At 58.6% G+C, this 14,354-nt stretch carries 10 protein-coding genes (1 of these 10 cut by a window edge); 8 read left to right on the top strand and 2 right to left on the bottom strand.

Annotation, left to right across the window (positions count from 1 at the left end):
- Positions 1–88: 88 nt before the first annotated feature.
- The gene (locus ACONT6_RS13670; RefSeq protein ID WP_428819011.1) at positions 89–1,018 is read right to left on the bottom strand and encodes an outer membrane protein assembly factor BamD; all 930 of its coding nucleotides are present in this window, start codon (positions 1,016–1,018) and stop codon (positions 89–91) included.
- Between the two features lie 124 nt (positions 1,019–1,142).
- Between ACONT6_RS13670 and rluD the strand changes: the two genes are divergently transcribed.
- The 5 genes from rluD to ACONT6_RS13645 all read left to right on the top strand — a co-directional run bounded on the left by rluD (position 1,143) and on the right by ACONT6_RS13645 (position 10,274).
- Positions 1,143–2,108, top strand: coding sequence for a 23S rRNA pseudouridine(1911/1915/1917) synthase RluD (gene rluD / locus ACONT6_RS13665; protein WP_428819010.1), 966 nt, complete (start codon positions 1,143–1,145; stop codon positions 2,106–2,108).
- Positions 2,109–2,140: 32 nt separating this feature from the next.
- The gene (gene pgeF / locus ACONT6_RS13660) at positions 2,141–2,902 is read left to right on the top strand and encodes a peptidoglycan editing factor PgeF (RefSeq protein WP_428819009.1); all 762 of its coding nucleotides are present in this window, start codon (positions 2,141–2,143) and stop codon (positions 2,900–2,902) included.
- A gap of 346 nt (positions 2,903–3,248) precedes the next feature.
- Positions 3,249–5,855: an ATP-dependent chaperone ClpB gene (clpB, locus tag ACONT6_RS13655; RefSeq protein ID WP_181252275.1), complete on the top strand. Its 2,607-nt coding sequence runs from the start codon at positions 3,249–3,251 to the stop codon at positions 5,853–5,855.
- A 52-nt stretch (positions 5,856–5,907) separates the two neighbouring features.
- Positions 5,908–7,101 (top strand): efflux RND transporter periplasmic adaptor subunit, encoded by a 1,194-nt coding sequence (locus tag ACONT6_RS13650; protein ID WP_428819008.1) that lies wholly within the window; start codon positions 5,908–5,910, stop codon positions 7,099–7,101.
- A gap of 29 nt (positions 7,102–7,130) precedes the next feature.
- Complete coding sequence (locus ACONT6_RS13645; RefSeq protein ID WP_428819007.1) at positions 7,131–10,274, top strand: efflux RND transporter permease subunit; 3,144 nt, start codon at positions 7,131–7,133, stop codon at positions 10,272–10,274.
- A gap of 5 nt (positions 10,275–10,279) precedes the next feature.
- Here the strand turns inward: ACONT6_RS13645 and ACONT6_RS13640 are convergent, their stop codons facing one another.
- A complete protein-coding gene (locus ACONT6_RS13640) occupies positions 10,280–10,777 on the bottom strand; it encodes a DUF4124 domain-containing protein (RefSeq protein WP_428819006.1) in 498 nt (165 codons plus the stop codon).
- A 527-nt stretch (positions 10,778–11,304) separates the two neighbouring features.
- On the opposite strand from ACONT6_RS13640, the gene ACONT6_RS13635 reads away from it, so the two are divergent.
- The 3 genes from ACONT6_RS13635 to ilvC form a co-directional block, all read left to right on the top strand.
- Positions 11,305–13,041 carry an acetolactate synthase 3 large subunit gene (locus ACONT6_RS13635; RefSeq protein ID WP_428819005.1) on the top strand — a complete coding sequence of 579 codons (1,737 nt, stop codon included), beginning with the start codon at positions 11,305–11,307 and terminating at the stop codon, positions 13,039–13,041.
- 15 nt (positions 13,042–13,056) lie between these two features.
- A complete protein-coding gene (gene ilvN / locus ACONT6_RS13630; protein WP_078084481.1) occupies positions 13,057–13,548 on the top strand; it encodes an acetolactate synthase small subunit in 492 nt (163 codons plus the stop codon).
- Positions 13,549–13,624: 76 nt separating this feature from the next.
- Positions 13,625–14,354, top strand: the 5' portion of a protein-coding gene (gene ilvC, locus ACONT6_RS13625) for a ketol-acid reductoisomerase (protein WP_181252280.1). The gene runs 296 nt beyond the window's last position; 730 of the gene's 1,026 nt are visible here — the first part of the coding sequence; the start codon lies at positions 13,625–13,627; its stop codon lies off the right edge, out of view.

Here is a 14,354-nt window from a genome sequence, read left to right as displayed (position 1 = left end):
CGGACGGGTTGGCAATCACGCTCACCATCTACAAAAAAGGCCCCGCTGGTGACAGCGGGGCCTTTTTTGTTTGCGCTAGAAGTCGTCCTTAAAGTTCGGGCGGCAGCGGCGCGTCCTCGGTGCGGTATTCGGCGTTGTACAGCTCGCGGCTGTCGAAGCCACGTGGATCTGACTTCTCGAACAGGCCCAGGGTAATGCGGTGGATAAAGCTGCGGCCACTGGCGCCAGCGTAGTATTTATAGTTGAAAGTGCCGTCATCGCGGAAGGCGGGGTGGTGCGGGTAGTTGCTCTGCAACACCGCCAGTGAAGTCGACTCCAGCTGCGGCATTTCCAGCAGGTGGTAGGACTGCACCATCACCGCTAGAGCATCGGGCACCGCCGGGGTCTGCTGGAAGTTCTCCACCACATAGCGGCCGCGGTTGGCTGCTGCCAGGTACGCGTTGCGCTTGAAGTAGTAGTTGGCCACGTGAATCTCGTAGCGCGCCAGCAGGTTGCGCAGGTGGATCATGCGCTTCTGCGCGTCTGGGGCGTAGCGGCTGTCCGGATAGCGCGCCATCAGTTGGGCGAAATATGCGAAAGACTCACGCGCGGATCCCGGATCCCGACGGGTCATATCGGTGGGCAAAAAGCGCTCAAACAGGCCACTGCCCTCGGTAAATGACGCCAGGCCCTTCATGTAATAGGCATAATCCACGTTGCGATGCTGCGGATGCAGACGGATAAAACGATCTGCCGCAGAGATGGCGGCATCGTTCTGGTAGTCGCGGTAATAGGCGTAGATCAGCTCAAGTTGCGCCTGTTCGGCGTAGTTGCCGAAAGGAAAGTTGTCTTCCAGCGCGCGCAGGTTCTTGATCGCCAGCTCCCACTGGCTGGATTTCAGCTGCCGCTGGGCAGCTTCGTAGAAAGCCTGCTCGGTGCGGTTACCAGAGGGCAGTCCCTCTTCTTCTTCGTCCGTGCTGGCGCACGAGGCCACCAAAACGGCCAGCAGTGCCAGCCACAGCGTTTTCCAGGCCTGCATAGCCCCTCGCTCTATCATTATTTGTCTCAACCTTATTAAACTAGCCGCCCAAAATTCACCGGGGGCAGAAGGGCAGCTATTTAACCACAGCGCCCCGCCAGCCCAAAGTATTAGACCCACTCGGATGAGCAATCAAATACATATCGATATTGAAGTGCCGGCGGAGTACGCCGGCCAGAGGTTTGACCAGATCGCAGCGGATTTGATCCCCGACTATTCCCGCGCGCGACTTCAATCCTGGATAAAAGGCGGCCAACTCACCATTGACGGCCGGTCTGGCAAGCCCAAGGACAAGCTATTTGGCGGTGAAACGCTGCAATTGCGCGCAGAGCTGGAGCCCCAGGGAGAGTGGCAGCCGCAGCCGATGGACCTGGATATCGTCTACGAAGACGACAGTCTGCTGGTAGTCAACAAGCCCGCGGGCCTGGTGGTACACCCGGCGGCGGGCAATCCGGACGGCACACTGCTGAACGGCCTGCTGGCACACTGCGCGGGGCAGAGAAATATCCCTCGCGCCGGCATTGTGCATCGTCTGGACAAGGACACCAGCGGCCTGATGGTGGTGGCGAAGACCCTGCAGGCGCAGGCCGACCTGGTCAATCAGCTCAAGGCGCGCACCGTCAGCCGGCAGTACGACGCCATTGTGTTGGGCGTGCTCAGCGGCGGCGGTACCGTCGATGCCCCCATGGGGCGGCATCGTCAGCATCGCCTCAAGATGGCGGTACTCGGTAAATCCGGCGATGGCGGTGGCAAGGAAGCGATCACCCACTATCGCTTGCAGGAGCGCTTTCGCGGCCACACCCTGGTGCGCTGCCAGCTGGAAACCGGCCGCACCCACCAGATTCGTGTGCATATGGCGCATATCCGCCACCCGCTGGTGGGCGACCCCTTGTACGGCGGGCGCAATAAGCTACCAACCGGCGCAGATCCCGAGCTGGTTGCTGCGCTGCAGCAGTTCCCCCGTCAGGCGCTACACGCCGCGGAGCTGGCGCTGATCCATCCACAGACCGGAGAGCCAATGCACTGGTCGGCACCCATGCCGGAGGATATGCTGCAACTGCTCGCGCTACTGCGGGCGGATAATCACTAACGCGCGTCGAACAGGAATTACCAGGAATCAACATGGCAGCTGATCACTATCTGACCCCGGACTGGCCCGCCCCGGCCAATGTACGGGCCTGTTTTACACTGCGCCGCGACGGCCACAGTGAGGGACCTTACAGCGCGTTCAATCTCGCCGATCATGTGGGTGATAATCCCGATGCGGTTGCCGCCAACCGCGCGCAATTGCAGCGGGAGCAGAACCTGCCCCGCGGCCCGCAGTGGTTGGAGCAGATTCATAGCGACAAGGCGGTGGAAGCGCAGGGCGATGACAAGGTGCGCACGGCGGATGCCAGTTATACCCGCGAGAAGGGAGTGGTATGCGCGGTGCTGACCGCGGACTGTCTGCCGCTGTTGGTGACCAACCGCGACGGTACCGAGGTAGCTGCGATTCACGCGGGGTGGAAGGGGCTGACCGGGGGCGTGATCCGCGAGACCATTCGCGCACTGACGAGTGCACCGGAGGATCTTATGGTCTGGCTCGGCCCGGCCATTGGTCCGCAGGCATTTGAATGCGGTGTGGATGTGCTCGAAGCGGCGTTTGAATCGGCCATGAGCGAATCCCACGCCGAGGCCATTTCCAACAGCTTTGTTCCCCATGCGGACAAGCCGCTGCATTTTCTGGCGGATATCTACGCCTTGGGACGTGCAGAGCTGGCGGAACTGGGAATCTCTCAGGTATTTGGCGGCGACCGCTGCACCGTTACGGAAGAATCTGAATTCTTTTCCTATCGCCGGGATGGGGATACCGGTCGAATGGCGACTTTGATTTGGCTTGAATAAATATTTGAGCTGTGAGGTTTCCGCACTGAAGCTAGTCCTGTGGCGGCCAATCACCGGAGATGGGGCTTCAGGACCGCTGTGAATACATCCCTGTACGCTTCGTCGGCAACATCCCTGTTGCCGACGATCCTGAATCCCCATCTCCAGCGCTTGGCCTTCTCCCCGACCTTACAGTGCTCCGCTGCTTACCGCATTTAAATAAGCATTTCCAAGCTGCGCAGAGCTTGAAAACCCGCCACCAGCCCGCAAATTACTGATCAGCACTAGACTGTATTCGTCATTGCGTTTCCATGCGCCGCCTTATCCTTTGTCCGGCGCGTCAATGATCAGGAGAGGGAAAAGCACAATGCGCATCGACAGAATGACCAACCCGTTGCAGGCCGCCATTGCTGACGCACAATCCATCGCGGTTGGCCGCGACCACAATCAGATTTATCCCGAACACCTGTTGCAGGCGCTGCTGGATCAATCCAATGGCAGCGTTACCGCATTCCTCAATCAGGCCGGATTCAATATCAACGGCCTGCGCAATGATCTCGCCAAGCGCCTCGACAGCCTGCCCACCGTGGGTTCCCCCACCGGTGACGTCGGTATGTCGCAGGAATTGATGCGCCTGTTCAATCTGGCGGATAAAAAAGCGCAGAAAAATGGCGACAGTTTTATTGCCAGTGAAACGGTTTTACTGGCGGCGTTTGATTCTGCCGCGGGTGAAGTTTCCAAGATATTGAATGCGCATGGTGACCTCAAGCATCTGCAGGATGCGATCACCAAGGTGCGCGGCGATGAGAAGGTCAACGACCCGCAGGCGGAAGAAGCCCGACAGGCGCTGGACAAGTACACCATGGATCTGACCGCCCGCGCGGAAGCCGGCAAACTGGATCCGGTGATTGGTCGCGACGATGAAATTCGTCGCACCATCCAGGTACTACAGCGTCGCACCAAGAACAACCCGGTGCTTATCGGTGAGCCGGGTGTGGGTAAAACTGCAATTGTCGAAGGTCTCGCCCAGCGCATCGTTAATGGCGAAGTGCCCGAGGGTTTGAAAGACAAGCGCCTGTTGTCGCTGGATCTCGGCTCGCTGCTCGCCGGGGCAAAATTCCGTGGCGAATTCGAGGAGCGACTGAAGGCGGTCCTGAACGAATTATCCAAACAGGAAGGTCGTGTCATTCTGTTTATCGACGAATTGCACACCATGGTCGGTGCCGGCAAGGCGGAAGGGGCCATGGATGCCGGCAATATGCTGAAGCCGGCACTGGCTCGCGGTGAGCTGCATTGTGTCGGTGCCACTACCCTCAACGAGTATCGCCAGTACATCGAAAAAGATGCGGCGTTGGAGCGCCGCTTCCAGAAAGTGCTGGTGGATGAGCCCAGTGAGGAAGACACCATCGCGATCCTGCGCGGGCTCAAAGAACGCTATGAAGTACACCACGGGGTGGATATCACCGACTCCGCGATTATCGCCGCCACCAAACTTTCCCAGCGCTATATCACCGATCGACAGCTGCCGGATAAGGCGATCGACCTGATCGACGAAGCGGCAAGCCGCATTCGCATGGAGATCGATTCCAAGCCGGAGGAAATGGACAAACTGGAACGCCGCCTGATCCAGCTCAAGATCGAGCGTGAGGCGGTGAAAAAAGACAAGGACGATGAAGCGGCGAAAAAACGCCTGCAGAAGCTCGAGGAAGATATCCACAGTATCGAGAAAGAATACGCCGATCTCGAAGAAATCTGGAAGGCGGAGAAAGCCAAGCTCGCCGGCAGCGCGGACATCAAGAACAAGTTGGAGCAGGCCAAGCTGGATATGGATGCCGCACGTCGCGCGGGTGATCTCACGCGCATGTCTGAAATCCAGTACGGCGTGATTCCGCAACTGGAGCAGCAGCTGAAACTGGCGTCTGATGCCAGCGATACCAGCGACAATCAGCTGCTGCGCAATCGCGTCACCGATGAAGAAGTGGCGGAAGTAGTTTCCCGCTGGACGGGCATCCCTGTGTCCAAGATGCTCGAGGGTGAGCGCGAGAAGCTGCTGAAAATGGAAGGCGCGCTGCACGATCGTGTTATCGGCCAGGACGAGGCGGTGGAAGCGGTATCCAATGCCGTGCGGCGTTCCCGTGCCGGGCTCGCAGATCCCAACCGCCCGAACGGTTCCTTCCTTTTCCTTGGCCCCACCGGCGTGGGCAAGACCGAACTGTGTAAAGCGCTGGCGGAATTCCTGTTCGACACCGAAGACGCCATGGTGCGTATCGACATGTCGGAGTTTATGGAGAAACACTCGGTGGCGCGCCTGATCGGTGCGCCCCCCGGGTACGTGGGATACGAGGAGGGCGGCTACCTCACCGAGGCCGTGCGCCGCAAGCCTTATTCTGTGCTATTGCTGGACGAGGTGGAAAAAGCGCATCCGGATGTCTTCAACATCCTGCTGCAGGTGCTGGAAGATGGTCGTCTGACCGATGGTCAGGGTCGCACCGTCGATTTCCGTAACACGGTGGTGGTTATGACTTCTAATCTGGGGTCTGACCTGATTCAGAAATACGCCAGCGCCAAAAATGACGACGAGGTGGACAGCGAAATCCACTACCGGCAAATGAAGGCGGCGGTCATGGAGGTTGTAGGAACCCATTTCCGTCCGGAGTTTATCAACCGCATCGACGAGGTTGTGGTGTTCCATCCCCTGGATCGCGCCGAGGTGCGATCCATTGCCGAAATCCAGTTGCAGAACCTGCGCAATCGACTGGCGGAGCGGGACCTCAAAATGGAGATTTCCGAAGAGCTTCTCAACAAACTCGCCGATGTGGGCTTCGATCCGGTTTACGGCGCGCGTCCCCTGAAGCGCGCGATCCAGATGTGGCTGGAAAACCCTCTGGCCCAGGATGTGCTCTCCGGGAAATTTGCCCCGGGAGATACCATTCACGCAGCGCTGGAAGGAGACAAGGCGGTATTCACCAAATAGCGCCCTGACTAACGAACGCCCAGGGACGGGCAGTATTCAATGGACCTGATGTATGTCGTTGGCAAAGCAGCTGTTTAACCGGCGCATGTTCTGGATGTTGCTGGGGTGCCTGTTGGTGTTCGGCGGCATTTTCGGTTTCAAACTGTTCGGCAAATACATGATGAACCAGTTTATGGACAACATGTCTTTGCCGCCGGCCACCGTCAGTACCGCCAGGGTTGCCCAGCAGCGCTGGCAGACAACGCTCGCCGCAGTGGGCAGCGTGCGCGCCATCAATGGTGTCGACGTCACCACCCAGGCCCAGGGCGAAGTCAAAGCCATTTATTTCGAGTCCGGCCAGCAGGTGGAAAAAGGGACCCTGCTGGCAGAGCTCACCGCCAATCCGGAGACTGCACAGATTGAAGTGCTGGAGGCTGAGCGCCGGCTCGCGGACCGGGACTACAAACGGATCTCCGAACTCTACAACAAGGGTGTGGCCACACTGCGCGAGCTGGATCAGGCCGAAGCCACCCGCGATCAGGTGCTCGCGAACCTTTCCGTACAGCGTGCCACCATAGCTGAGCGCACGATCACCGCCCCGTTCTCCGGACAACTGGGAATTCGCCAGGTCGACCTCGGCCAGAATGTCGCGCCCGGGGATGCGGTAGTTTCCCTGCAGCAATTGCAGCCCATCTATGTCGATTTTTCCCTGTCTGAGCAGGACTTCAGTCGCGTCCAGCTGGGTCAACAGATCACGCTCAATGCTGCTGCGGTGCCCGCCGAGAAATTTAGCGGGCGTATTACCGCGATCGATCCCGCCATAGACCCGCGCAATCGAACCTTCCTGCTCCAGGCCACCCTGGAGAATAAACAGCGCCGGCTGCGCCCGGGTATGTTCGCGGAAGTATCGGTAGAAGTGGAAAAGTTTCGCACCGTGCTGGTGGTACCGCGTACCGCCATCAGTTACGCGCCCTATGGCAATGCAGTATTCGTGATCCGCAAGCCGCAGAAAAAACCGTCGGATTCTTCGGCGCAGGGGGATTCCTCTCAAAAAGGCGCATCGCAACAGCCGCAGTGGGTCGCAGTAAAGCGGTTTGTGAAAACCGGGGAAGAGCGTGGGGACCTGATAGAGATTACCCAGGGGCTGGAAGCCGGTGAGCAGGTCGCCACCAGCGGGTTGCTGAAGCTGCGCAACGAGGGCAGCGTGATCATCAATAACGAAAACCCGCCCCCGGATCAGATATCACCGCAACCGGATAACAGTTAGCTGTCGCCGCCAGCAGGCAAGGATGCCGTGTGAATTTTACCGATATCTTTATTCGCAAGCCCGTGCTCGCCTGCGTGGTGAGCCTGTTTATCTTCCTGCTCGGCCTGCGCTCCGCTACCGAGCTGAACGTGCGCCAGTATCCGGAGCTGGAAAATGCGGTGATTACCGTCAGCACCGTGTATGTCGGTGCCGATGCCGATCTGGTACAGGGATTTATTACCACGCCCCTGGAGCAGGAAATCGCCAGCGCCGACGGCCTCGATTACATCGTTTCCACCAGTATCCAGGGTATTTCTGTCATTCAGGCGTACGTGCGCCTGGATTACGACCCCAACGAAGTCCTTACTCAGATCGTTGCAAAGGTAAACAAGCTGCGCAATGAACTGCCGGAAGAGTCCGAGGATTCCACCGTGGACCTGGCGGTGGGGGAAACCATCGCTGCCATGTACCTGTCGTTCTCTTCAGAAATTCTCAACAACAACCAGATCACCGATTACATCACCCGAGTCGTACAGCCGAAGCTCTCCACCGTGGCCGGGGTCCAGCGCGCGGCATTACTGGGCAACCGCACCTTCGCCATGCGTATCTGGCTGAAACCGGCGGAGATGGCAGCCCAGGGTGTTACCCCCGGGGATATCAGCAGCGCGCTGCGTCAGAACAATGTGCTGGCAGCGGTGGGTAGCACCAAGGGCACCCGGGTGGCGATGAACATCCGCGCGGCGACGGATATCGCTACTGAAGCCGAGTTTCGCAAGCTGGTGGTGCGCGCGGATGGTGATCGCCTGGTACGACTGGAGGATGTGGCGGAGGTGGAGCTGGGATCCGAATCTTACGATACCTCGGTGACCTTCAATGGCCGTTCCGCTACCTTCGTCGCGGTTGAGGTGGCGCCGGATGCCAATGCGCTGGACGTGATCGCTGATGTGCGCGACAAACTGAACAATGAAATTTTTCCCCAGCTGCCGGAGGGCATGCTCGGGGAAATTCCCTACGACAGCACCGAATACATTCAGGACTCGATCAATGAAGTGGTGAAGACCATTGCCGAGGCAGTGCTGATTGTAATTCTGGTGATCTACCTGTTCCTCGGCTCCCTGCGCAGTGTGATCATTCCCGCAGTGGCGGTTCCCCTGTCCATGGTTGGGGCGCTGTTTTTGATGTTGCTGATGGGGTTTTCCATCAATCTGCTGACCCTGCTGGCAATGGTGCTGGCCATCGGCATCGTGGTGGACGACGCGATCATCGTGCTGGAAAACGTGCACCGGCATATCGAAGAGGGGCTGTCGCCGGAAAAAGCGGCCATCAAGGGCGCGCGCGAGCTGGCCTGGCCCATTGTGGCGATGACCACGACACTGATCGCGGTGTATCTGCCTATTGGCTTTCTGGGTGGGCTGACCGGTACCCTGTTTATTGAGTTTGCGTTTTCCCTGGCCGGGGCGGTGCTGCTGTCGGGCGTGGTTGCGCTGACCCTGTCGCCGATGATGGCCGCCAGGGTGCTGCGGCCGGAAAGTGGTGAACGCAGCAATCGTCTGGAAGCCTGGCTGGAGCGCCGACTCGATGGGCTGGAGTCCGGGTACCGGCGGCGCTTGCACGGTGCACTGGACAGTCGCGCGGTCATCCTGGTGTTCGGCCTGATCGTGCTGTGCAGTTGCTACTTCCTGTTTATTACATCACCCAGTGAGCTGGAGCCGAAAGAAGATCGCGGTTTTGTGCTGGGGATTGCCAGTGGGGACTCTTTCGCCACGCTGGATTATATGGAGCAGTACACCAAGCAGATCAACGGTGTGAAGGAGCGGCACCCGGAAGTGGAAAACCTTTTTCTGCTCAACGGCGTCGGCGGCGCGGGAAACAGTACCAACAGCGCAATCGCGGGGTTCGTGCTCTCCTCCTGGAACAAGCGCGACAAGAACACCCAGGAAATGCAGGAGCTGATCAACGGCGAGGTTTCCCAGATTGCCGGGCTGAAAGTCGCCACTTTTGTTCCCCCCAGCCTGCCCACTGCCGGTGGCACCCTGCCGGTAGAGTTTGTGATTGGCACCACCGAGCCCATCGCCAGTCTCGCCAGCTTTGCCGACGACATCATGGGGCGCGCGCTGGCGAGCAAGAAATTTATCTTTCTCGATGCGGACCTCAAGCTGGACAAACCCCGGCTTTCGGTCGTTATCGACCGTGACAAGGCGGCGTCCATCGGGATCAACATGGCCGACCTGGCGCGGGAGCTGGGCGCGATGATGTCCGGTGCCTACACCAACCGCTTTTCCCTGGAGAACCGCAGTTACAAGGTTATCCCGCAGGTGGTGCGCAGCGAGCGTCTCACCGGTGAACAGTTGCAGCAATATTACATTCGCGCCGGCGATGACACCCTGGTCCCGCTGTCCACACTGGTAAGAATCGAAGAAAGCGTCGAACCGCAGCAGCTGAAACGCTTCCAGCAATTGAATGCGGTCACCATTTCCGGTGTGCCCCGGCCAGGGGTTCCCCTGGGTGAGGCGCTGGGCATTCTCGAGTCCGCGGCTGCGGAGGTGTTGCCGCGGGAGTACTCCACCGATTACTCCGGCCAGTCCCGCCAGTTTAAAAACGAGGGTTCGGATCTGTTGCTCACGTTTTTCTTCGCGCTGATCGTAATTTACCTGGTGCTGGCCGCGCAGTTTGAATCCTGGCGGGACCCTCTGATCATGCTGGTCACGGTACCCATGAGTGTGTGCGGTGCAATGATCTTCGTCAGCCTGGGGCTGACCACACTCAACATCTATACCCAGGTGGGGCTGGTGACCCTGATCGGGGTCATCTCCAAGCACGGCATCTTGATCGTGGAGTTTGCCAATCAATTACAGCTGCAGGGGCGAAGCAAGCGAGAGGCGATCGAAGAGGCATCCAGTATCCGCTTGCGCCCGATCCTGATGACCACGGCCTCTCTGGTACTGGCAATGGTGCCGCTGCTGATTGCTGCCGGTCCCGGTGGGGGCGCGCGTTTTGCCATGGGGCTGGTCGTGGCTTCCGGGATGACCATCGGCACCCTGTTCACCCTGTTTGTGGTGCCGGCGATGTATATGTACCTGGGGCGCGATTACGGAGCGGGGCAAAAGGAGGAAAGGCAGAGCGGGGATGGACCAGGTGGCGAATTGCCGGATAGAGCGCACCCGGCGGACGGTGAAATGCCCGCCGGACACTGAGAGACTCAGCAGTTATTTTGCAGGATCTGGCGGGTCTGCTGGATCCGCTGCTGCCGTTCTTCTTCCGGCAGAACCCGGTAGCCGCCACTGGCATCCACTTCGCGCACGCGCGCGTGGCTCTCCAGTTCCTGCAGACGCTGTTGTGCGCTGCGGCAGCGCTGGGCGCGGGCCGCGATCTCGGCCTTTTCGGTTGCCGCTTTCGCGGCGTTTTTCTCGGCATCGTCACGGCTGGACTGCTGTGGCGCGACGGAGGAGGTTTCTTCGTTGGGCTTGCCGGCGGTGCTCATCTTGCGCTGTGCGACCAGGGCCTGTTGTTCCTCCTGCCATTTCTTGTAGCGCTCAGAGCGGGGTGCCTTGACCACTTCTACCTGTTTCTTCTGCGGCGGCTGGGATGTGAAGTGCACCACGCCGTCTTCATCCACCCACTTGTAGATGCCATCGGCCTGAGCTGTCGCTGCCAACAGGCCCAGCGACAGGAAGAGGGTTGCAATAACAGTGCGCATGGAAAACCGCCTCGGTGTATGAGTATTGTTGTTGTGCCGGCCTGTTCGGGAGTCCGTCAGACGCCTGCCCCGATGCCCGCATTGTACCGGGGAGGTGTGGGTATCTCGCAACCCAGTTAACAGTTTGTGCGAGGGAAAGTGGCCGCGTGGTCTATTGGCTGGCTTCATCTGTTGACACTGCGGGCGCAAACTGCACAATTTGGCCTTCGCTCGGCGAAGTAGATGTCACCACACCACCCCGTGGACCGTACTCTTTCCGGTGAGTTAAGCACTCACCCCCTCCTGCCGAGGAGGCCCTCCCCATCTGGAGGCCTTGGTGTTCGCGACCCGGTTCCGCTACCGGCCGGACACCGCGCAATTTAGCGTTTCCGTTAAGCTATCCTAAAAAATGGGCTAAATCTGCGTTTAAGGCTGATATTTATCACGCTTTTCCTTTAGAATCGCCGTCTGGCTTTCGCGCCGTCCGGTTTTTCTGTGGTTATTGGATGATGCGGATCCTAATTTAGCGAAATATTGAGGGGGCTCAAGTGGAATTACTCTCCGGCGGCGATATGTTGGTTCGCGCGCTGCAGGATGAAGGGGTAGACCTGATTTTCGGTTACCCCGGCGGTTCGGCGCTTCATATATACGATGCCATCTTCCGTCAGAAGGGCATCAAGCATCTACTGGTGCGCCACGAGCAGGGGGCAACCCACTCTGCCGATGGTTATGCCCGCGCGACGGGTAAGACTGGCGTCGTCCTGGTCACATCTGGTCCCGGTGCTACCAATGCCATTACCGGTATTGCGACCGCCTACATGGACTCGATTCCGATGGTGGTGATTTCCGGGCAGGTGCCTTCCGACAAGATCGGTGAAGACGCCTTCCAGGAAACCGATATGGTGGGCTGCTCGCGGCCGATCGTGAAGCACAGCTTCCTGGTCAAGAAGGCGGAAGAAATTCCCGAGGTGGTCAAGAAGGCGTTTTATATCGCTTCCACTGGCCGTCCCGGCCCGGTGGTGATCGATATTCCCAAGGATGTCACCAATCCGGTGGATCGCTATCCCTACAAGTTCCCGGAAAAGCTGCGCATGCGATCCTATACCCCCGCGGGTAAGGGACACACCGGCCAGATCCGCAAAGCGGTGGCGCTGCTGTTGTCTGCCAAGCGCCCGGTCATCTACGCCGGTGGCGGCGTGGTTCAAGGCGACGGTTCCGAATTACTCACCGAGCTGGCCCAGCACCTCAACTACCCGGTGACCAATACCCTGATGGGGTTGGGTGCATACCCGGGCACCGACAAGCGCTTCCTGGGCATGCTCGGCATGCACGGTACTTTCGAGGCCAACACGGCCATGCACCACGCGGATGTGATTCTCGCGGTGGGTGCGCGCTTTGATGATCGGGTAACCAATACGCCGAATAAATTCTGTCCCGGCGCCAAGGTTATCCACATCGATGTGGATCCCGCGTCCATTTCCAAGACCATTACTGCGGATGTGCCCATCGTGGGTACGGTGCAGTCGGTACTGAAGGAAATGCTCGAGATGCTCAAGGCCTCCACGGATATGCCGGATCAGTCTGCGATCGTTGACTGGTGGCGTCAGATTGACGACTGGCGCGAGCGCCACGGTCTTTATACCGCGCCGCGTTATCGCACCAATGGCGACATGATCATGCCGCAAGAGGTGATCAGCGCAGTGCACGAGATCACCAGGGGCGATGCCTACGTGACTTCGGATGTTGGCCAGCACCAGATGTTTGCAGCCCAGTACTACCGCTTCGACAAACCTCGGCGCTGGATCAACTCCGGTGGCCTCGGCACCATGGGCTTCGGCCTGCCGGCTGCCCTGGGGGTGAAAGCCGCTTTCCCGGATGCAGAAGTCGTTTGTGTAACCGGTGAAGGCAGCATCCAGATGTGTATCCAGGAGTTGTCCACGGCGACCCAGTACAAGCTGCCGGTAAAAATCCTGTGTCTGAATAACCAGGCCCTGGGCATGGTGAAGCAGTGGCAGGAAATGCAGTACGAAGGGCGCCTGTCCAACAGTGTTTATGAGGAGTCCCTGCCGGACTTCATCAAGCTGGCGGAAGCCTACGGGCACCTTGGCATGAAGATCGAGCACCGCGATGAGCTGCACGGCAAACTCGCGGAGGCGTTTGCGATCAAGGATCGCACCGTGTTTATCGATGTTTACGTCGATCCGACTGAGCACGTTTATCCCATGCAGGTGATGCCGAACGGCTCCATGCGGGATATGTGGCTCAGCAAAACGGAACGGACGTAAAGGGAGGTAAACACAATGCGCAGAATCATTTCAGTTCTGATGGAGAACGAACCCGGTGCGCTGTCGCGGGTGGTTGGCCTGTTTTCCCAGCGAGGTTACAACATCGAGAGCCTCACGGTGGCCCCTACCGAAGACGCGACCCTGTCGCGGCTGACGCTGACTACCATCGGGGACGACCACAAGATCGAACAGATCACCAAGAATCTGAACAAGCTGATCGATGTGGTAAAACTGGTGGACCTGACTGAGGGTTCACATATCGAGCGCGAACTGCTGCTGGTGAAAGTGCGTGCGACCGGAGCACAGCGGGACGAAGTCAAACGCAGTGTGGACATCTTCCGCGGCCAGATCGTCGACGTCACCAGCAATATGTACACGGTACAGGTATCGGGTACCAGTGAAAAACTGGACGCTTTCTTACAGGCGCTGGGCGAGCACACCATTATGGAAGTGGTCCGCTCCGGTGTTTCGGGGATCGCCCGCGGCGAAAAAATCCTCAGTGTTTGAGCGCTGTCTGAATGAATCAATGCTGAGTAATCAGCGGGTAAATGACTTTTAAAGTACGAAAAGCAGGAAGTAAGTTATGCAAGTTTATTACGATAAAGATTGTGACCTCTCTCTGATCAAGTCCAAGACTGTTGCAATCATAGGTTACGGCTCCCAGGGCCACGCGCACGCCAACAACCTGAAAGACTCCGGTGTGAGCAATGTGGTTGTCGGTCTGCGCAAGGGTTCTGCTTCCTGGGCAAAAGCCGAGAAAGCCGGTCTGCGTGTAGCGGAAGTTGCCGACGCGGTTAAAGATGCCGACGTTGTGATGATCCTGACTCCGGACGAGTACCAGGCAGCGGTGTACCGCGAGCAGGTAGCGCCGAACCTGAAATCCGGTGCCGCGCTGGCGTTTGCCCACGGCTTCAACGTTCACTTCGAACTGATTGAGCCGCCGAAAGATGTCGACGTCATCATGATCGCCCCGAAAGGCCCGGGCCATACTGTGCGCTCTACCTATCTGGAAGGCGGCGGTGTTCCGACCCTGATCGCAATCTACCAGAACGCCTCCGGCACCGCGAAAGAGCTGGCGTTGTCCTACGCATCTGCCAACGGTGGTGGCCGCTCAGGCATCATCGAAACCAATTTCCGTGAAGAAACCGAGACCGATCTGTTCGGTGAGCAGGCCGTTCTGTGTGGCGGTGTATCTGCACTGGTTCAGGCTGGCTTCGAAACCCTGACCGAAGCGGGTTATGCACCGGAAATGGCCTACTTCGAATGTCTGCACGAGTTGAAGCTGATCGTTGACCTGATGTATCAGGGTGGCA

The sequence above is a fragment of the Microbulbifer sp. MCCC 1A16149 genome (genome assembly GCF_050368945.1).
In the GTDB taxonomy this organism is placed as follows: Bacteria; Pseudomonadota; Gammaproteobacteria; order Pseudomonadales; family Cellvibrionaceae; genus Microbulbifer.
This window is presented reverse-complemented; position numbering and strand designations above follow the sequence as displayed.

Coding starts and splice junctions, on each gene's coding strand:
- ACONT6_RS13640 (WP_428819006.1), bottom strand. CDS start 10,777: ATGCGCACTGTTATTGCAACCCTCTTCCTGTCGCTGGGCCTGTTGGCA.
- rluD (WP_428819010.1), top strand. CDS start 1,143: ATGAGCAATCAAATACATATCGATATTGAAGTGCCGGCGGAGTACGCC.
- ACONT6_RS13670 (WP_428819011.1), bottom strand. CDS start 1,018: ATGCAGGCCTGGAAAACGCTGTGGCTGGCACTGCTGGCCGTTTTGGTG.
- ACONT6_RS13650 (WP_428819008.1), top strand. CDS start 5,908: ATGTCGTTGGCAAAGCAGCTGTTTAACCGGCGCATGTTCTGGATGTTG.
- clpB (WP_181252275.1), top strand. CDS start 3,249: ATGCGCATCGACAGAATGACCAACCCGTTGCAGGCCGCCATTGCTGAC.
- pgeF (WP_428819009.1), top strand. CDS start 2,141: ATGGCAGCTGATCACTATCTGACCCCGGACTGGCCCGCCCCGGCCAAT.
- ilvN (WP_078084481.1), top strand. CDS start 13,057: ATGCGCAGAATCATTTCAGTTCTGATGGAGAACGAACCCGGTGCGCTG.